The sequence below is a fragment of the Catenovulum adriaticum genome, from assembly GCF_026725475.1.
Taxonomy (GTDB): domain Bacteria; phylum Pseudomonadota; class Gammaproteobacteria; order Enterobacterales; family Alteromonadaceae; genus Catenovulum; species Catenovulum adriaticum.
On record NZ_CP109965.1, the window covers coordinates 2,531,183 to 2,552,028 of the forward strand.

17 protein-coding genes are annotated in these 20,846 nt (G+C 39.2%); 2 read left to right on the top strand and 15 right to left on the bottom strand.

Going from position 1 to position 20,846, the window contains the following annotated elements; translation table 11 throughout:
* Positions 1–93: 93 nt before the first annotated feature.
* Positions 94–558: an Lrp/AsnC family transcriptional regulator gene (locus OLW01_RS11055; protein WP_268073972.1), complete on the bottom strand. Its 465-nt coding sequence runs from the start codon at positions 556–558 to the stop codon at positions 94–96.
* A gap of 164 nt (positions 559–722) precedes the next feature.
* Between OLW01_RS11055 and leuA the strand changes: the two genes are divergently transcribed.
* Complete coding sequence (leuA, locus tag OLW01_RS11060) at positions 723–2,417, top strand: 2-isopropylmalate synthase (RefSeq protein WP_268073973.1); 1,695 nt, start codon at positions 723–725, stop codon at positions 2,415–2,417.
* Between the two features lie 202 nt (positions 2,418–2,619).
* On the opposite strand, the gene OLW01_RS11065 is transcribed toward leuA, so the two are convergent.
* The 3 genes from OLW01_RS11065 to OLW01_RS11075 form a co-directional block, all read right to left on the bottom strand.
* Positions 2,620–2,895, bottom strand: a complete 276-nt coding sequence (locus OLW01_RS11065; protein WP_268073974.1) for a YrhK family protein — start codon at positions 2,893–2,895, stop codon at positions 2,620–2,622.
* Between the two features lie 215 nt (positions 2,896–3,110).
* Complete coding sequence (locus OLW01_RS11070; RefSeq protein ID WP_268073975.1) at positions 3,111–4,700, bottom strand: ABC-F family ATPase; 1,590 nt, start codon at positions 4,698–4,700, stop codon at positions 3,111–3,113.
* A gap of 114 nt (positions 4,701–4,814) precedes the next feature.
* Entirely contained in the window at positions 4,815–5,702 is an 888-nt protein-coding gene (locus OLW01_RS11075; RefSeq protein ID WP_268073976.1) for a LysR family transcriptional regulator, read from the bottom strand.
* Between the two features lie 78 nt (positions 5,703–5,780).
* Between OLW01_RS11075 and OLW01_RS11080 the strand changes: the two genes are divergently transcribed.
* On the top strand, positions 5,781–6,737 hold the full coding sequence (locus OLW01_RS11080) for an HPP family protein (protein ID WP_268073977.1): 957 nt from the start codon (positions 5,781–5,783) through the stop codon (positions 6,735–6,737).
* Between the two features lie 121 nt (positions 6,738–6,858).
* Here the strand turns inward: OLW01_RS11080 and OLW01_RS11085 are convergent, their stop codons facing one another.
* The 11 genes from OLW01_RS11085 to OLW01_RS11135 form a co-directional block, all read right to left on the bottom strand.
* Positions 6,859–7,617, bottom strand: a complete 759-nt coding sequence (locus tag OLW01_RS11085; protein WP_268073978.1) for an RES family NAD+ phosphorylase — start codon at positions 7,615–7,617, stop codon at positions 6,859–6,861.
* Positions 7,618–7,641: 24 nt separating this feature from the next.
* Positions 7,642–8,004: an antitoxin Xre-like helix-turn-helix domain-containing protein gene (locus OLW01_RS11090; RefSeq protein ID WP_268073979.1), complete on the bottom strand. Its 363-nt coding sequence runs from the start codon at positions 8,002–8,004 to the stop codon at positions 7,642–7,644.
* Positions 8,005–8,355: 351 nt separating this feature from the next.
* Complete coding sequence (gene lpdA, locus OLW01_RS11095; RefSeq protein ID WP_268073980.1) at positions 8,356–9,789, bottom strand: dihydrolipoyl dehydrogenase; 1,434 nt, start codon at positions 9,787–9,789, stop codon at positions 8,356–8,358.
* Between the two features lie 76 nt (positions 9,790–9,865).
* Positions 9,866–11,818, bottom strand: coding sequence for a pyruvate dehydrogenase complex dihydrolipoyllysine-residue acetyltransferase (gene aceF / locus OLW01_RS11100; RefSeq protein ID WP_268073981.1), 1,953 nt, complete (start codon positions 11,816–11,818; stop codon positions 9,866–9,868).
* 16 nt (positions 11,819–11,834) lie between these two features.
* Positions 11,835–14,504: a pyruvate dehydrogenase (acetyl-transferring), homodimeric type gene (aceE, locus tag OLW01_RS11105; RefSeq protein WP_268073982.1), complete on the bottom strand. Its 2,670-nt coding sequence runs from the start codon at positions 14,502–14,504 to the stop codon at positions 11,835–11,837.
* Between the two features lie 62 nt (positions 14,505–14,566).
* The gene (gene pdhR / locus OLW01_RS11110) at positions 14,567–15,331 is read right to left on the bottom strand and encodes a pyruvate dehydrogenase complex transcriptional repressor PdhR (RefSeq protein ID WP_268073983.1); all 765 of its coding nucleotides are present in this window, start codon (positions 15,329–15,331) and stop codon (positions 14,567–14,569) included.
* Between the two features lie 195 nt (positions 15,332–15,526).
* Positions 15,527–16,735 (bottom strand): pyridoxal-phosphate-dependent aminotransferase family protein, encoded by a 1,209-nt coding sequence (locus OLW01_RS11115; RefSeq protein ID WP_268073984.1) that lies wholly within the window; start codon positions 16,733–16,735, stop codon positions 15,527–15,529.
* Between the two features lie 284 nt (positions 16,736–17,019).
* Entirely contained in the window at positions 17,020–17,733 is a 714-nt protein-coding gene (locus tag OLW01_RS11120) for a hypothetical protein (RefSeq protein ID WP_268073985.1), read from the bottom strand.
* A gap of 244 nt (positions 17,734–17,977) precedes the next feature.
* Complete coding sequence (gene metK, locus OLW01_RS11125; protein ID WP_268073986.1) at positions 17,978–19,129, bottom strand: methionine adenosyltransferase; 1,152 nt, start codon at positions 19,127–19,129, stop codon at positions 17,978–17,980.
* A 243-nt stretch (positions 19,130–19,372) separates the two neighbouring features.
* Positions 19,373–19,915, bottom strand: a complete 543-nt coding sequence (locus OLW01_RS11130) for a SprT-like domain-containing protein (protein WP_268073987.1) — start codon at positions 19,913–19,915, stop codon at positions 19,373–19,375.
* Positions 19,916–20,085: 170 nt separating this feature from the next.
* A complete protein-coding gene (locus OLW01_RS11135; protein WP_268073988.1) occupies positions 20,086–20,799 on the bottom strand; it encodes a SapC family protein in 714 nt (237 codons plus the stop codon).
* Between the last annotated feature and the right edge of the window lie 47 nt (positions 20,800–20,846).

Sequence of the window (20,846 nt, forward strand, 5' to 3'; positions counted from 1 at the left end):
TCCCTTACATTTTTACGTGTTAATTCGTTACGTGTTAATCATCTTCAGACAAATCAATTATACGTTAGTCTACATGATTTGCTGAGATGCACTTCAATAAATCGGCAAAGCCGTTGATTTTACTGGTGACTTTAAAACAAATGATGAATGCACGCCACTTACCCCTTCAATACGAGTGAGTTTATTTAATAAAAATTGCTGAAAATCGTCCATATCTTTCACGATCACTTTTAATAAATAATCAGCACTTTGCCCAGTAATTAAATGGCATTCTAATACCTGCGGAAACTCAGCAACTATTTTTTCAAAGCTGGCAAACCGTTCAGGCGTATGTTTATCCATACTAATTTGAATAAAAGATAATAAGGTTAACCCTAACTCACGCGCATTTACTAATGCAACATAACCATCAATTAATCCCGCGTCTTCTAACTGCCGAACGCGTCGCAAGCATGGTGAAGGCGACAAATTAATGGCTTCTGCCAACTCTTGATTTGAAATCCGTCCCTGGCGTTGAATTGTTTGTAAAATCAGTTTATCGTATTTATCTAGTATCATTTCACCACTTAAAGAAATTTTATGCTCTTAAATAGATTATATATGAAATTATATTGCGTTAAAGTACTAAATTAATCCTATCTTAGCAATCATTCACCTGCTATTTTGCGTATCATAAACAATATTAAAAATTTAAAATTCAATTTTATCGCTTGGAGCCACATATGATTAATAATCCATCTAGCAAGTACCAAAGATTTGTTGGGGTTAGCTTGCCCGATCGCCAATGGCCAAACAACTTTATTGAAAAGCCACCTATTTGGATGAGCACTGATTTACGTGATGGCAACCAAGCTTTAATCGACCCTATGTCAATTGAAACCAAACTACGCTTTTTTAAAGAATTGGTTGCAATGGGCTTTAAAGAAATTGAAATAGGCTTTCCGTCAGCTTCACAAATTGATTTTGATTTTACCCGTTTGCTAATTGAAGAAAACCACATTCCAGACGACGTAACAATTGAGGTATTAGTGCAAGCGCGTCGTGATTTAATTGAGCGCACCGTTGAGAGTTTGCGCGGCGCTAAACAAGCAATTTTGCATATGTATAATCCACTTGCACCCGCCTTTAGAGAAATTGTCTATCGTACTGACAAAGCGGGTGTTAAAAATATTGCTATTCAAGGCACTCAATGGGTTAAAGAACTCACTGCCAATGCGCCTGAAGTTAATTGGACTTATCAATACTCGCCAGAAGTTTTTTCAAGCACTGAAATAGAACTCGCTAAAGAAGTTTGTGATGCAGTAAACGATGTTTGGCAACCAACGGTTGATAATAAAATGATTATTAACTTACCGGCTACAGTGGAAATGAATACACCAAATACCTATGCCGACCAAATTGAGTGGATGCACAGAAACCTAAATAACCGCGAAGCCATCATTTTAAGTGTGCATCCGCATAACGACAGAGGCACTGCTGTTGCTGCGGCTGAACTTGCTGTCATGGCTGGTGCGGACCGTGTTGAGGGTTGCTTGTTTGGCAATGGTGAACGCACTGGCAATGTTGATTTAGTGACGTTGGCACTTAACTTATATTCTCAAGGGGTTAACCCTGGATTGGATTTTTCTGACATTGATAAAGTCATTAAATTAGTTGAAGAGTGTAACCAAATTCCGGTCCACCCACGTCATCCTTATGCAGGTGAACTTGTATTTACTGCGTTTTCTGGCTCACATCAAGACGCGATTAAAAAAGGGTTGGCCGTGCAAGATAAAGATGCATTGTGGCAAGTCCCTTACCTACCCATAGATCCAGCAGATTTAAACCGAAGCTATGATGCTGTGGTGCGTGTAAACAGTCAATCTGGTAAAGGTGGCGTTAGCTTTTTATTAGAACAGCAAGCTGGTATTAAACTACCGCGTAAATTGCAAATTGAATTTAGTAAAATGGTGCAACAGGTTAACGATAGCCGAGGTAAAGAAATTACAGGCAACGAAATCGTTGAATTGTTTAATCAAGCGTATTTAGCAAAAGCTGCGCCGATTGAATACAAAAGTAATCATGTAACTGACTATTCAGACAACCAACAGCAAGTAGAAATTGCATTTGAATATCAGGCTAAATCAGTAGAAGTGATTGGGTTAGGTAACGGTCCAATTGATGCAGCTGCGCAGGCGTTAAGCCAATACTATAACTTGCCAATTGAAGTCATTGATTACCACGAACATTCAATTGGTTCTGGTTCAAAAGTAAAAGCAATTTGTTATATTGAACTAAAAATTGGTGGCCGACAAACACACTTTGGCGTCGCTCAGCATAGCAATATTACCACGGCAGCAATTCAAGCGCTTATTAATGGATTAAATCGCACTTTAGAAAAGTCGAAACAATTACGAGCTGAAGCAACAGAAATTTAAAGCATTAAGCTAATACCTTAAATTAATGCCTTAAATTTAGCATTTGTACAAGCCTATAAAAAGCCCGCTAATACGTACATATTAGCGGGCTTTTTATATTCAAAAATGATTACTTTATGGAAAAACCAATCGAGAACTCTCATTAGAAAGCGATAATTTAGGCACTATCACTTGACCGTTTTCAGGCCACAATTAGTAAAGATTAATTTTCCCAAGTATTAGGTGGAATTCGTTTTATATGAATATGACTCGATAATCGAATCGCTGGGCGAAGCAAAAACTGAAAACTGGCGAATATAAATAACCATATCGCTGCTTTTTCATATTCAGGAAACAAAAATAAAATGCTACCAACCAAAAATAATATGGCGACAACAAAATCGTTAATAATACTCAGTACTTCGTAGCGGCGGCGAATAATGAGCTCTTCATGACCCATTTTTAAAGTTAAAGGGTTATTCAATTTATCTTCTGCCATACGCCTTCCTTTTTAGTATTTAAACACCAATTCTACTCTTACTTACCATAAACATAATGAAAACTGATAAACCCAACAGCCAATTTATAATGATATAAGTGGCTCCTAAACATCACAAATCAAGTTTATTTCTAGACAATTGGTTCATATAAAACAAAAAAGCCAGCTAAGATGAAACTTAGCTGGCTTTTATGAGAATTAATTTAAAGTGAAGATTAAACTTCTTTGGTTTTTAAATATTCTTCATAAGTGCCGGCAAAATCAATGATGCCGTTATCTGTTACTTCTAAAATACGAGTGGCTATAGATGATACGAATTCTCTGTCGTGACTAACAAAAAACAAAGTGCCTTCATAATTTTCAAGCGCCAAGTTAAGCGATTCGATTGATTCCATATCCAAGTGATTGGTTGGTTCATCCATTAAAATAACATTGGGTTTATCCATCATTATTTTACCAAACAACATACGACCCTGTTCACCACCTGAAATCACTTTGACTGATTTTTTAATATCATCTGCAGAAAACAATAAACGGCCTAAATAACCGCGTACCGCTTGTTCATCGTCGCCTTCTTTTTTCCATTGACTCATCCAATCAAACAAGTCCATATCTTGTTCAAAATCAGCTGAGTGATCTTGCGCATAATAGCCAAAATTCACATTTTCTGACCATTTAACCGTACCACTAGTTGGGGTTAGCTCATTTAATAAAGTACGGATTAACGTGGTTTTACCAGCACCATTTTGACCAATAATAGCGACTCGTTCACCTACTTCAACCATAAAATTAACGTTTTTAAATACAGGGGTATCGTCAAACGATTTACTCAGATTTTCAACTTCTAATGCGTTGCGATAAAGCTTTTTACTTTCCGTAAATCGAATAAATGGATTAACTCGACTAGAGGCTTTTACTTCTGCCAATTCAATCTTTTCAAGCTGTTTAGCACGTGAGGTGGCTTGTTTTGCTTTAGATGCGTTAGCCGAGAAGCGACTTACGAAAGTTTGTAACTCAGCAATTTGGGCTTTTTTCTTCGCATTGTCCGCCATTAAACGTTCGCGGGCCTGCGTTGCCGCTGTCATATATTCATCATAGTTACCTGGATAAACACGCAATTCACCGTAATCTAAATCAGCCATATGTGTACAGACCGAGTTTAAAAAATGGCGGTCATGCGAGATGATAACCATGGTCGATTTACGCGCATTTAAGGTATCTTCCAACCAGCGAATGGTGTCTATATCCAAGTTATTGGTTGGTTCGTCAAGTAATAAAATATCTGGGTCAGAAAACAATGCTTGCGCTAATAATACCCTGAGTTTCCAACCTGGGGCTACTTCTGACATTAAGCCAAAATGCTGCTCAACCGGAATGCCAACCGCTAATAATAATTCTCCTGCTTTAGATTCAGCTGAATAGCCATCCATTTCCATAAATTCAGTTTCTAAATCAGCGACTTTCATACCATCTTCTTCGCTCATTTCTGGCAAACTGTAAATACGGTCACGCTCAGATTTAATATCCCAAAGCTCTTTATGACCCATCACAACGGTGTCGATAACTGAATATTGTTCAAAAGCGAATTGATCCTGGCTTAATTTGCCTAAACGCTCATCCACATCTAAAGAGACATTACCGGCACTTGGCTCTAATTCGCCACTTAAAATTTTCATAAAAGTTGACTTGCCACAACCATTTGCGCCAATCAAACCATAACGGTTACCATTACCAAATTTTACAGATATATTTTCAAATAAAGGCTTAGCACCAAATTGCATGGTGATATTTGCGGTTGTAATCAAAGCGAACTCTCTTTTGGATAAATTTAGAATATGTAGGATCTAAGACCCTACAAAAGTTAGCGCGAATTCTACAGATACCTAGCCCAGATTACCAATACTTACGCTTGTATTGCGTTAAACCTGCCAATGTTCGCTAAGGGAAATACTCGCTCTTAAATAGTCTAGCGTTTGTAAGCAGCAATCACTGCGCGTGCCTTTTCGGTAGAGCAAATAGATTGGATATGAAAATTCAGGGGCGCCCGTTACTTTTTCAAGTAAACCTTGTGCTAAATAATGCGCAACGACTCGCGTTCTAAAGTAGCCATTGCCACCGTTTTTAAGCATCACTTTTAACGCTAACGGGCCTAAGTTAAACGTCATTGCGGCTTGACGTTTTTGCGGTAAAGTGGCATCAAAATGTCGTTTAAATTCACTGCCCCAGTCAATAAATAAATCGGGTTTAGGCTGGTTAGGAACTTGCACATGAATTAGCTTTTCTTCTACTAATTGTTCAACCACAAAACCTGAGTAATAATTTGGCCTGTGTACCAAAATGGCATCTAGCTGATTTTGCTCAAGCGAGACGATTAACTTTTCAACATCTGCGACTTCACTTTGGATGTGGATATTATCGGTATTTGACTGAATGGTATTAATCCAGTCAACCATCAACGGATTCCATAAACTCTGCTCTGCGCCAATTCGTATACTTTGGCGCTGCTGAGCCGGCAAATTCAGTTGTTGTTTGGCTTGCTCCCAAGTTTGCACCAAACTGAGCGCGTAACCTGCAAAACGCTCACCATCTTGGGTCAATTTAGCACCCGCTCTATTACGAATAAATAATTGCTTTCCTAGAGCCTTTTCTAACGCTCTAACCCTTGCCGTTACTGTGGTTTGAGTCACATTTAAACGCTCAGCGGCTTCATTAAAAGTGCCTACACTCATAATCTCTAAAAAAGTTTTAGCCAGTTCTATATCCATACCGCCCCATTTAAGTGCAAAATTATTGCACTTAAATATCATTATTATTCATTATACACAAATATAAATCCCTTCTATTATCTTTGGCCGTTTTCACAGCTTGAGTTACCTGTTCAATAAATGCCTGTTAATCATATAAAAATCAAAACTAAGCACTTTTTTAGTGAAGCTAGGCTTTTATTAGGCTTAGCGCCAGACGCCACTTCACATACCGAAAAAATAATCTCAGGTATTGGCGCGATTGTTGGCATTTTATTCACGTTAAAAATATCGTTAAGTCAGTTTGATCCTAATTCGGCATTATTATTAGTCGGCTCTATGGGGGCGACTGCGGTATTGGTGTTTGGCTTACCTCACGGGGCTTTATCTCAGCCTTGGAATGTATTTGCAGGACATATACTATCAGCCATTATTGGGATCATAGCTCAGCAATATATTCAGCATCCGTTTCTGGCAAGTGCTATAGCAGTGGGCGCTGCTATTTGTGCTATGCATTATTGCCGCTGTTTGCATCCGCCCGGCGGCGCTACCGCTTTATTTTGTGTAATGGGCGGCGAACAGATACACCAATTAGGCTTTAGCTTTATTATTAGCCCACTGTTGCTCAATTTAACAGGGTTAATGCTGATTGCTTTTGCCTTTAACTTTTGTTTTTACTGGCGACGTTATCCTGCACACTTAAACTTTACCGCTAAATCGTCGGCTCCCAGCAGTTATCAGCTCAGCCAAGAAGATTTTATGGCAGCCCTTCGCCAGCAAAATTCTTATATTGATGTGAGCTCAGAAGAACTCGCCGAAATTTTCAGCAAAGCGATGGCGCACGCTCAACAAAATCGCCCCCAAAAACGCCTTAGTATCACACTCAATCATTGTTACAGTAATGCAGGACTAGGAGAGTACTGGAGTGTCAGGCAAGTCATTGAAATTCGCAGAACGCAGCTTAAATACAAAGTAGTAGCTGGCAGTGAAGCAGGCACAACCGGTGAAACTTATATCAAAAATTTTAAAAAATGGGCCAAACATGAAGTGCATACCGTCGATAGACACTGGATGAAACTCAGTGCAAAATCAAAATAAATGAGCCGCATAAGCGCCCGTTCGCTGAATCATGCTTATTTTATATAAAGAGCTTTATCCACAGAACTTTATAGCAAGAGCCTTATTCAAAGAACTTATACAAATAGCACTCAAAGGTGATTCAGGCCAGCAATGGAAATTGGCCATCCACCATAAAATCATTCACTGAAAAACGGTATACAGCTTCATTTCTACTGTAAAAGCTCACTTCACTTTCAGATGACTGACATAACCAATTAACCATTTGTTCGGGCTCTGTTGAACAGATAACTTTAGCCTGAGCAATGGCTAGATTGATTCGATTAGTATCACTCAATTTATCCCTCGCAGAATAAAATCGAATTAACTCAACCTGTTTTTGTGCTGTTAAGTGCTCACCTAATTTTTGACTAAAACGATAATCAACTGGGTCGGTTAATATCGGTATAAATTCAGTTAATGAATGAGTTGTTAAATCGACCGCTTTTTTTGATTTAACATTGACTGAAAACATTAAATGCTCGGATTTAACTGCTTGATTATAAGGTTTTTGCATCGCTAATAAAAAAGCAAAACGATAAAACGCGGCTTCGGCTAATGCGGTTAATTTATCTTCGCTGGCATAAAAAAAGCTTGGCATAAATTGATGGCCAAATCTTGAACCATGGGTTAAAGGAGGATAACGAAAAGGGGTAGATATCAAATAATGTAACGGCTGGTACTCAGCTTCTAATTTAGGTTTATTTTGTTCTAGTAAGTCTTCTAACAAAGCTTGTTCGTCTAAGTTATCAACCAAACTTGTCGTAGCCACCTGCTCCTGACTTTCAACAAAACGATAAACCTGTGCCTGATATAGACTATAAAACTCAATTTTTTCGACGCATTGATTTAATAAATCCATTTAGTTAACCCATTGAATCTAAGTTTATACCTTGCCACGCATTGCATCTAAATAGCCATTTGTTTTAAGCAAACCATCAATTTTTAAACAAAGTTCATTTGGCGTACCTTTCAGCACTTTGTTATAAGTTGAAAACCAATGCTGCATAAACTCAGTGTCGCCCCCCCCTAACGCATAAAGTGAGCGATAGAGACGAATAAAATGCATTTGCAGCTCTGCTTGTTTAGAATCTACAGCAAAGCCTTTATTTGATTTGCGCGATAAAGTAGAAGGGTCAACACCTATAATTTTACTGGCCTGATGTGAAGGTACAGCTAAAGCTTTGTAGGCATTAACATAGGCTTTCATTAATATTTGAGCGGCATCTGGTTGGATAACAGCTGACATAAAACCTCCATTGATTAAAAATCAATCTATGATTTATGATAACTCAATTTATTGCATTTGCAATAAATACCAGCTAAAAATTGCATATAGAGATAGCAATGTTAAGTTGCATTTATAAGAATATATGGTTTAGCATAATGAAAAAAAACAACGATGAATTTAAAAATCGGAGATGACTTTTCCTTAAAGCAGAATAAAAACAAAAAAGCCTGAGTTAATTGCTTAACTCAGGCTTTTTTATTAATTTGATTGTTTTAAGCAAAATGTATTTTTCAGGGATGAAAAATCCAAGCTTACATGGACGTATTCACCGCGTTTTTGCGAAAACAACCAAGATTAATATTCGTTAAATTACTTTTTCTTTTTTGCTTTTTTGTTCGGTAAATCCGTGATTGAGCCTTCATAAATTTCAGACGCTAAACCAACAGATTCATGCAAGGTTGGATGCGCGTGAATAGTTAACGCGATATCTTCCGCATCTGCACCCATTTCAATTGCCAAACAAACTTCACCTAGTAACTCACCTGCATTGCTACCTACCATAGCGCCGCCTAATAAACGGTGATCATCTTTATCAAAGATCATTTTAGTGAAACCGTCTGTTGCGTTTGAAGCAATCGCACGACCTGAAGCCGCCCAAGGGAAAACAGCAACTTCGTAGTTTAAACCTTGCTCTTTTGCTTCTTTTTCAGTTAAGCCTGCCCAAGCCACTTCTGGGTCAGTATACGCAATTGATGGAATGACTTTAGGTTCAAAGTAATGCTTTTTGCCAGCAATCACTTCTGCAGCCACATGCGCTTCATGTACGGCTTTATGAGCAAGCATAGGCTGACCCACTAAATCACCAATTGCATGTATGTGCGGTACGTTAGTACGCAGTTGGTTATCAACATTAATGAAACCGCGATCTGTTACTTCAACGCCTGCTTTTTCAGCGTCTAGTAACGCACCATTTGGCGCACGACCAACAGCCACTAATACGGCATCATATTTAACTGGCTCTGCTGGTGCTTTTTTACCTTCAAAGCTGACATAAATACCGTCTTCTTTGGCTTCAACAGCAGTTACTTTGGTTTCTAACATAATGTCATTAAACTTTTTACCAATTGATTTGGTAAAAGTTTTAATGATGTCTTTGTCTGCTGCTGGAATTAATTGATCCATAAATTCAACAACATCAATTTTTGAACCTAATGCGCTATAAACCGAGCCCATTTCCAGACCGATAATGCCGCCACCCAAAATCAACATTTTACCTGGTACAAACGGCATTTCTAATGCATCGGTTGAATCCCAAACACGTGAATCATCATGTGGAATAAAAGGCAATTTTACTGGGCGTGAACCCGCTGCGATAATCGCATTGTCAAAGTTAACAGTGGTAACTGAACCATCTTCAGCTTCAACCGCTAGGCTGTTAGCACCGGTAAATTTACCGTAGCCATTCACCACTTTAACTTTACGCATTTTAGCCATGCCATCTAAGCCGCCAGTCAACTGACCCACAACTTTATTTTTGTGCTCACGTAATTTATCTAAGTCGATTTCAGGTTTACCAAAAGTAACCCCTTCGTGTTCCATGTTTTGTGCATCCACTAAATGTTTTGAAACATGTAATAATGCTTTTGATGGAATACAACCTACATTTAAACAAACGCCACCTAAACTGCTATAACGCTCAACTAAGACAACTTCTAAACCAAGATCGGCTGCACGAAAAGCGGCAGAATAACCGCCAGGGCCTGAACCTAATACAACGACCTGAGTTTTGACTTCATTACTCATAAAAATCCCCAGTTTTTATTAATTTAGGGTAAAGCCTGACTTTACCCTAATTTGTCTATGAGAAGTTCAGCGCAGCTTAAAGCACTAAACGACGAATGTCTGATAAATTAGCCGCTAAATCAACCGAGAATTTAGCACCTAAAGCACCATCAATTACACGGTGATCGTAAGATAAACTTAACGGACACATTAATTTAGGAACAAACTCACTACCATTCCATTTAGGTTTCATTTCAGCTTTTGAAACCCCTAAAATAGCAACTTCTGGCCAGTTCACAATTGGGGTAAACGCAGTACCACCAATGCCACCTAAACTTGAAATAGTAAAACAACCACCTTGCATATCAGCTGATTTTAACTTGCCATCACGCGCTTTTTTACTAACTTCAATTAACTCTCGTGATAATTCTTCAATGCCTTTTTTATCCACATCTTTAATCACAGGAACAACCAAGCCATTTGGTGTATCTACCGCAATACCTATGTTGATAAATTTCTTAAGAATTAAGTTTTCGCCATCTGAAGATAGTGAAGAATTAAAAGTTGGGAATTTAGTTAAAGATTTGGCCGCTGCCTTCATTACAAAAACAAGTGGCGTAATTTTTAAGCCGCTTTGCACTTTTGCATGATATGCATTTTGCTCTTTACGAAACTCTTCAACCGCTGTGATATCTGCTTCATCAAATTGAGTAACATGTGGAATGGTTACCCAGTTACGGTGTAAGTTTTTACCCGAGATTTTTTGAATGCGTGATAATGGTTTTTCTTCAATTTCACCAAATTTGCTGAAATCAATTTTTGGTGCTGCAAGCACTTCAAAACCACCATTGCCAGCCGAATCACCAGATGACTTAGGCTTAGCTAATTCAGCTTTCACCCATTTTTGAACGTCTTCTTTTAAGATTCGACCTTTAGGACCTGTTGCCGGTACTAATGCTAAATCAACCCCAAATTCACGCGCTGTACGGCGAACAGATGGCGAAGCATGTACTTTTTTACCGTTTGCAGCGGCTGGTACGTTAGCTGTTGGTTCTGATTTTGGCGCTTCAGATTTTTTCTCTGGCGCTGACTTAGCAGCCGGTGCTGATTTTTCAGCTGGCTTAGAGTCTGCTTTTGCTGTTGGTGCTTCGCCTTTGGTTTCTACCATGGCAATTAAGCTACCTTCAGAAACTTTATCGCCTACGGCAACTTTAAGCTCTTTAACGGTACCTGAAAATGGCGCAGGTACATCCATTGTCGCTTTGTCGGTTTCTAAGGTAATTAAACCATCTTCAGCGTTTACTTCGTCACCAACGGCTACCAATAATTCAATAATATCAACGTTCTCGTCGCCGCCAATATCAGGTACTTTAACTTCTTTTAATTCAGTTGCACCAGAAGCTGCAGGTTCAGACTCAGGCGCTGCTTGTGCTGGCGCACTTTCGTTGTCGCCGTCTGAAGCAGAAGCTTCATCGCCACCTTCAGTTTCAAGAATTAACACTAATGTGCCTTCAGAAGCTTTATCGCCTACTGAAATTTTTAATTCTTTAACTGTACCAGCTTGTGGGCAAGGTACGTCCATAGTAGCTTTATCAGTTTCTAGGGTAATTAAGCCTTCTTCAGCTTCAACCTTATCGCCTTGAGCGACTAATACTTCAATGACTTCAACATCAGTATCGCCACCAATATCAGGCACTTTTACTTCCACAGTCGACGTTGAACCCGATGATTGGCTTTTTGCCGGAGCGTCTTCTTGTTTAGTCGACGCTTCCTGTTTGGCTTCTTCTTGTTTTGGTTGCTCTGCAGCTTCTGAGCTAGCATCTTCAACCGTTACAATTAAAGTACCTTCAGATACTTTATCGCCAACCGCAGTTTTAATTTCTTTTACGGTTCCAGCAAAAGGTGCTGGAATATCCATTGAAGCTTTGTCGCTTTCTACTGTAATCAGTGAATCTTCAGCTTCAACCGTGTCACCCGGAGCAACACAAAGCTCAATTACTTCAACTTCTTCGCCGCCCACATCAGGGACTAAAACATCTTTAATTGCCATTGTTACTATCCCCTAATTAAGCGTAAAGTGGGTTAAGTTTTTCTGGATCAATATTGAATTTAGCAATCGCCTCGGCAACAACTTTCTTTTCAATCTCGCCACGTTTTGCTAATTCATACAATGATGCAACTACAATGTAGTGCTCATTGATTTCAAAGTGAGTACGTAAGTTTTCACGGCTGTCTGAACGGCCAAAACCGTCAGTCCCTAAAACTCGGTAATCAGTCGGAACAAAACCACGAATTTGATCGGCATATTGTTTCATGTAATCAGTTACAGCAATGGTTGGACCTTTGCTATCTTGTAGCAGCTGAGTTACGTAAGCGACTTTTTCGTCTGCTTCAGGATGTAACATATTCCAACGCTCACAATCTAAACCGTCACGCGCTAGCTCATTAAATGAAGTTGCTGAATAAACGTCTGATGCAATGTTGTAATCGTCAGCTAAAATTTTAGCCGCTGCACGTGCACGTTCTAAAATAACACCTGAAGATAATAAATTAACCTTTGCTTTCGCTTTTTTAACATCAACGGTTTCTAACTTATACATACCTTTGCGAATGCCGTCTTCAACCCCTTCAGGCATAGGTAACTGAACGTAGTTTTCGTTCATCACAGTTAGGTAATAGAACACATTTTCGTTGTCACCATACATGCGTTTAATACCGTCTTGAACGATGACCGCAATTTCGTAACCGTACGTTGGATCGTAAGAAATACAGTTAGGTACAGTACCAAAATGTAAATGTGAATGACCGTCTTCGTGCTGTAAACCTTCACCATTTAATGTTGTACGACCGGCTGTACCACCAATTAAGAAGCCTCGTGCTTGTAAATCACCAGCCGCCCAAACTAAATCACCTACTCGTTGGAAACCAAACATTGAGTAGTAGATATAAAAAGGAATCATAGGTAAATCAGCATGCGAGTATGATGTCGCAGCAGAAACCCAAGAAGCCATTGAACCTAACTCGTTAATACCTTCTTGTAAAACTTGACCTTTTTTATCTTCACGGTAGTAAGCAACTTGGTCAGCATCTTGTGGGGTATATTTTTGGCCTTCGTGTGCATAAATACCCACTTGGCGGAACAAACCTTCCATCCCGAAGGTACGAGCTTCATCGGGAATAATTGGCACTATGTTTTTGCCAATTTTTTTGTCTTTTAATAAAGCAGTTAATACACGTACAAACGCCATAGTTGACGAAATTTCACGGTCTTTAGAACCAGCAGTAGTCGCTTTAAACGCCTCTAACTCAGGTACTTCTAACTGGATTGATGAATTTTCACGACGCTTAGGCATAGTACCGCCTAATGCTTCACGGCGGCTCATCATATATTTATATTCAGGGCTGTTCTCTGGGAAACGATAGTAAGGTAATGTTTCTAAGTCTTCGTCTGAAACCGGTACGTTAAAACGATCTCGCATATGGCGAATCGCATCCAAGTCCATTTTCTTCACACCGTGAGCAATATTTTTACCTTCAGCTGCTTCACCCATGCCATAACCTTTTACGGTTTTGGCTAAGATCACTGATGGACGACCTTTAGTCGCTTTTGCTTTTGCATAGGCTGCATAAACTTTAACTGGATCATGACCACCACGGTTTAAGCGCCAAATGTCATCATCTGACATGTTCGCAACCATTTCTTTTAATTCAGGATATTTACCAAAGAAATGTTCACGCGTAAAGGCACCGCCTTTAGCTTTAAAGTTCTGGTATTCACCGTCTACGGTTTCATCCATTAACTTTTGCATTAAGCCATCGTGATCTTTTTGGAATAATGGATCCCAGTAACGACCCCAAACGACTTTAGTTACATCCCAACCTGCGCCGCGGAATGTACCTTCTAATTCTTGAATAATTTTGCCGTTACCACGAACAGGACCATCTAAACGCTGTAAGTTACAGTTAACAACAAAAACTAAGTTGTCTAATTCTTCACGTGAAGCAAGGCCGATAGCACCTAATGATTCTGGCTCATCAATTTCACCGTCACCTAAATAACAATAAACAGTTTGCTCTGAACAGTCTTTTAAACCGCGATCTGTTAAGTATTTTAAGAAGCGAGCCATGTAAATAGCCTGCATTGGACCTAAGCCCATAGATACTGTCGGGAACTGCCAATAATCAGGCATTAATTTAGGATGCGGGTATGAAGATAAACCGTCGGCAAATGCTTCTTGACGGAAGTTGTCTAATTGAGATTCAGATAAACGGCCTTCAACAAATGAACGCGCATAAATACCCGGAGAGATATGACCTTGGAAATAAACTAAATCACCACCGTCTTTATCATTTGGCGCTCGGAAAAAGTGGTTAAAGCCTACATCATATAACATAGCTGATGATTGGAAACTTGAGATATGGCCACCTAGCTCTAAATCTTTTTTAGAAGCACGTACCACCATCATCATTGAGTTCCAGCGAATAACAGCTCGAATTCTCGCTTCTAGCTCAGGATCACCTGGCATAGCGGGTTCTTGCCCTGCTGGAATTGTGTTTTTATATGCTGTCGTAGCATCAAACGGTAAGTGAGCACCATTTCGGCGAGATGTTTCGATCATCTGCTCGATTAAATAATGTGCTCGTTCTGGGCCTTCATTTTCAAGTACAGATTCAATCGAATCAATCCAATCATGTGTTTCGATTGGATCTACATCGTGATTAAGGACGTCAGACATATAGTTTTCCTTTATCGTTAGGCTCGCAAAGCTAAAACCGCTTTTGCTTCATCTTAGCCAATCTAGTGTTTTAGTTCTTTTTGCACACGGCGCATAGCTCGTTGCAATCGGTTTTCTTCTTGCCCTAACTGAAGTAACGACTCTTCAATAAAGGACAAATGATGATGTGATGCCATACGAGCTGCTTCAGGATCTCTAGCTAATATTGCAACCATCAGTGAATCTCTGTGTTTATCTAAACTTGGCAATATTTCAGGCTTAGCTGATAATATTTCTATATTTTGCGCGATATTCTTCTTAATTAAAACCGCCATGCCCTGCACTAAATGTACAATAACCAAGTTGTGCGACGCTTCTGCAATCGCTAAATAAAATTCATATAAAGCTTCTACCTGCTCAACAATCTGTGACTGAGCTTTCTCTTGAGTTAACTTAAAGCCTTGCTGTATTTGCTTAAAATCAGCTTCAGTACCTCTTAACGCAGCATAATACGCTGAAATGCCTTCTAATGCATGACGAAACTCAAGCAAGTCAAACTGAGTTTCTGGTTTGGAAGATATTAACTGGAAAAGTGGATCGGCCAGCGCACTTTGCAACTGATTATGAACATAAGTGCCACCGCCCTGACGACGATATACCAAACCTTTAGCTTCTAATTTTTGAATTGCTTCACGCAAAGACGGCCGTGACACCTCGAACTGTTTAGCCAGTTCTCGCTCAGGCGGCAACTTTTGCCCCGGCAACAAACTACCTTCCAGAATCATGGTTTCTAACTGTTGTAAAATTGCATCAGCTAATTTTGGCTGGCGAACCTTATGATAATTCATTCACTTCCATCTTAGGATAATTGGTAATACCAATTCATTTGACGCAATACCTTACCAGAACCTAGTTACTCTGTAAATTAACTAAGCTTGTTTTATATCAAGACTAAGCCGCTTTTTTCATGCAAAGCGGCTGTTTTAGCGCATTAACTAGTATTATTTCAAATATAAATAATTATAAGTAATTTGCGTGATATTTTAATTATTGGTTTGCGCAACGCCTGCTTGTAAACCTCTTTCTAATTCAGCCATACCAGTAGGCAAATCAATTTGCCCCCCTAAATCACGAATAGAACAACCAAATGCATGCAAAGTTCTAAATAAATGATGCGCCCGACTTTGCTCACCCATTTGCCCTATTCTAACAATATTAAGCCCAAACGAGCCCGCGATTTCAACCCTATATTGATTTGAAATATGATGACATAAAGCTTTTTGTTCAATGCCTTCAGGGACATTAATTCCAATGACTGAGTTTAATCTTGCTTGCTCAGGAACATACAGTGATAAACCTAAAGCTTCAATACCTCGTTGCAATGCAAGTGAGCATCGTAAATGTCGAGCGAAGCGGCTTTCTAATGTTTCTTTACAAATCAAAGCTAGCGCTTCATGAATCGCCAAAATGCCAGAAACTGGCGCTGTGTAATGATACGAACCATGATGCCAAAACTGCTCAGCAAGTTGTGCATCTAAACACCACTGTGGGCATTTGGATGGTCTTGCATGCATTCGTTGATAAGCACGCTCAGAAAATGCAATTAAAGAAACGCCAGGTATTGAAGACAACCCTTTTTGACCACCTGTTATCACAGCATCAATTTTCCACTCATCCATTTTTAATGGCATAGTACTTAACGTACAAACGGCATCTACAATCACGTAGCAATCATATTGATGCGCTAATTGGCTAATTTCAGCTAAGTTTTTATTACACACAGTATTAGATGTTTCACCTTGGACAAGCGTTAATACCTCTGGCTTAAAGGTGTCTAAAATTTGTTTAATTTGTGCTAGATCGGGAATTTTAGTTTCTTCAACCTGAAGAGTTTTAACATCAGCCCCCACTCGCGATGCCATTTCAGCTAACCGACTGCTAAAAAAGCCGTTGCTAATACTCAGTACTCGCGTATTTTGCCAAACTAAATTAGTTACCGCCATTTCCATTGCTGCGGAACCCGGTCCTGCAACCCCTAAAATCCATGGTGATTGCGTTTGAAATACATAACGAGACATTTGTTTTACCTGATCAATAATCTTGGCCATTGTCTCGCCAAGGTGATTAATCACAATTGAGTTCGCTTTAGCCACTTGCTCGGGGATAGGTACAGGCCCTGCCCCCATCATTAATAATGGTTCGTTCGGCAAAATTTCGTCAAGTGAAATCAATTCGGGAGAGGGTATGAGCATAGTGGATTAAAAAACCTCAATAATCAGTGCGCTTTTAGCAAACGTTTTGGATAATAAGCTGATTAAGATAGCAATAATTTCATTAAGCTGTCATTAATATTTTAATCATTAAAGCGTAAATATCAGGCATTTTATAAAAATATGCACGTTTTTGTATCTTCAGATCATACACAAATAGGCCCGCAAGGCATTTGTCTCGTTGAATAGACCGCGACTGCCCTTTCCGCCAAAATAAACACGATAAAAAATCAGGTTAATTGGCAATTCATGTAGGGATGGGCAAATTAGGCCAATCGACTTTTATCTCGACGACAACGAATAAAAAGAGCCACCAAACAAGATAAAAGTAACATATTTGTATTTGGTTCAGATATCGCTGTCGGCTGAGTCGTTCGCACCAAAGCAATTCCAGTATCTGGCAAGCTATCGTAAGGATTCAATTCATCCTTTAACAACATGACTCTACCGTTTAAATATTCGTATAAAAACCCATCAAATCGATTATATTCATCTCGAACCCTAGTATAAGTATAATCTTGGTCAGCATCGGTATCTTCTCCAATCCAAGCTGCCGCCATTTGAACAGGGTCGCCGACATCATAATATTTGCCAGCAGCAGCGTAAGTATCACCAAACAAATAAATAAAAACGCTAGCTGCATCGGTCGTTGAATTTAAAGGCGTGAGTAGTGACAAAGATTGTGTTGTATTTTCGTCGGTGTCCCACTGTGTCGCAGAAAAAAAGGTATTATATAAATCGCTAACTTCAACGTGAGTTGCTAAACGCCAGCCTTGTTCAAAATACGCATTATTGTTTCCTAGAATAATATCCGCCACAGATAAACCAATTGTTTCATCCCATTGTAGCCACTCGAGCCCAGTTTCTTTGTTAACAACAACGTTAGTCGGTTCATCTAATGAATAGTCGGTAATCATTCCACCAAAAACAGGCTTAATAGATAACATTAAAAAAGCTAAAATAAAGTTTACATGTTTCATCCTAAAATCCTTGAGTTTAAATTCCAAACCGATGTAAAACTCGCTCACCAGCCCTAATTTTCATGGCTAGCGTGATCGTGCGAAATTCAAGCCAGATTCATTATTAGGCGTTAAATCATACACTTGCTTGGATCAACATTATTCGAAAATCACCAAGTGTAAAATGTTCGGACAATCTTGAATTTTAGATATAAAAAAAGCCACTACAAAGTGGCCTTTTAAAATAATGTTTATTCAGCGCTTTTTACAAACCAGCTGCCGCTTTTAAATCGTCTGCTTTATCGGTTTTTTCCCATGGGAACTCTTCGCGGCCAAAATGACCGTAAGCCGCTGTCGCTTGATAAATAGGGCGTTCTAAATCTAACATTTTGATTAAGCCATAAGGGCGTAAATCAAAATTGTCACGTACAATATCAACCAAACGGTCTTCAGCTACTTTACCTGTACCAAATGTATCAATGCTAATCGAGGTTGGTTCTGCAACCCCAATCGCGTATGAAACTTGTATTTCGCAACGGTCAGCTAAACCCGCCGCAACAATATTTTTAGCGACATAACGACCCGCGTAAGCTGCGCTGCGGTCTACTTTTGACGGATCTTTACCTGAAAACGCACCGCCACCGTGACGAGCCATACCGCCATAAGTATCAACAATAATTTTACGCCCGGTTAAACCACAATCGCCCATTGGGCCACCAATCACAAAACGGCCTGTTGGGTTAATAAAAAACTTAGTGCTGGCTGATAACCATTCAGATGGTAAAACTGGCTTGATAATTTCTTCCATTACCGCTTCGCGTAACGCTTCAGTTGAAATACTGTCACAGTGCTGAGTTGATAAAACAACCGCATCAACCCCAACTGGCTTGCCATTTTCATAAGCAAACGTCACCTGACTTTTTGCATCTGGGCGTAACCAAGGCAAAGTACCGTTTTTACGAACTTCTGCTTGTCGTTTAACTAAACGGTGCGAATAGGTAATAGGCGCAGGCATTAAAACATCCGTTTCATTGCTAGCGTAGCCAAACATTAAACCTTGGTCGCCGGCACCTTGCTCTTCAGGGCGAGCACGATCAACCCCTTGATTAATATCGGGCGATTGCTTGCCTATCGTATTTAAAATTGCACAAGAGTCTGCATCAAAACCCATATCTGAATGAGTGTAACCAATTTCACGAATGGTTTTACGAGTCAATTCTTCAATATCAACCCAAGCAGAAGTGGTGACTTCACCGCCCACCATCACCATGCCTGTTTTAACATAAGTTTCGCAAGCAACACGCGCATGGGCATCTTGTTCTAAAATGGCATCTAGTACCGCATCTGAAATTTGATCCGCTATTTTATCCGGATGACCTTCTGATACAGATTCAGAAGTAAAAACATGTTTAGCCATTTATATGACTCCTATTAACACAGCAATAAACTATTAAATCTCATTATAAGCAAATACAGCTTGACCCTGCGCAACTTCAAATTATGCGAATATTAGATGCATTTGTATTGGAGATTATCGTTTGCCTGCCTAACGAATAAACTAACGGCAAGACGAAATACAGACAATTTGGCAACAAGTGTAGTGATTATTTATTTTTTTGCAAGTCTTTACGTCTAGACGTCTAAACACCCAAAATATACTTTATTGTAATAAGGTAAGTTGATTAACAGTTAGCTCGCCAGCCTTGTAGGCATCTAGTTCAGCCAGTGGAATTAAATACAATTGATTTAAACTACTTTTATCGTGCCGCATATATTTGCCTTTTAAACTGACGCGTCTGTGGTAAGTGCGCTGTAAAACTTGCAATGAGGCCCCCTGAATTCGTACCAAATGATACTTAGCCTGTGTTTTTATCTTTTCAGACGTCCGGCTTCTAGGTGTCGCCCCTAACTTAATCGCCCATTGACGCCAAACGCTGCCATGCCCTCGGTCCCCTTGTGCAAAAGCTAATGCATGTGCGCACTCATGTTTAAGGGTATCAATTTGAATCTCGATATCATTATTAGCCAAGATATGCTGTGAGATTGAAATTTGCTTTTTACCATAATGGCAACTGCCTAACTGGGTTTTAGTTTGCGTAAATACCAGTTTATATTGCTGTAAAATCGCAGAGTATGGAGCGTCGCTACGTTGAAGCTGAGTAAATAAATCAAGAATGATTTGTTTTTTAGCGGTTAAGTCCATCAGATATTATCAAAGCTCTTAATCAGAATTAATCGCAGTGTAATGAATGTGGTGGCTAAATCAATATGAATTAAAAAATGGAATGAGATTAAAACTAAGTTAAAACAAAACAAGAAAGCCGAGGCATCGGCTTTCAGATAAATGCCCAAGATACTTGGGCATTTAAGTAATTATGCAGCAGCTTGTTGCTGTAAACGGAATAAATTATCCATTTGCTGCATTGACGTTAAAATAGCATAACAAACAGCTAAATAGCCGCGTTTACGCATTTCTAAAAATTCTTCATCTGATAATTGATTGAATTTTTCTTCGTCAAAGGCAAAAAAACTACCTATGTTGACACGCTCGCCATCAGATTTTGTATAACCAACGGTTCTTGGCACTAATAAATCTTTTTCTGCAATATATTTAACAAACGCACGGCTTGAAGCTTCACGCTCCAAGAAAGAATTCATAAACTCTTTCACTTGTTCAATAATTTTGCTTTCGCTGCCATCTTCGTTAAATAAAGCATCGCCGTCATCTTTGTTAAACATTTCGGCTTCTTCGTCTAAACAAACAACCATGTTGTCGTCATCACCATTCACTGATGCTGCCGCAAAAGGGTAACGACGGATCGCGGCTGGTACATAAGTTGCTGTCCAACGGCCATCTTGAATAATTAAATTTTCTTCTTTTTTCAAGCCCAACAAAGCCAACGGGTGAAATTCACCTTTTTCGTCATTTTTATGAAAAATAATTGGAAAGCTAGAAGATGCTTGAGGAAATTCATGCGCAAGCAAAGGAGCAACATGTACATTTTTTGCAAAATTGTAATTTGGTGCGCGTTTTAATTTAAGGTCTTTATGTGTGCTTGAGTTAACTGGAACCAGTTTCTTAAACATTAGGGTTCTCCGGATATCTAATTATATTCTTTGACTGTGTGTCCGAT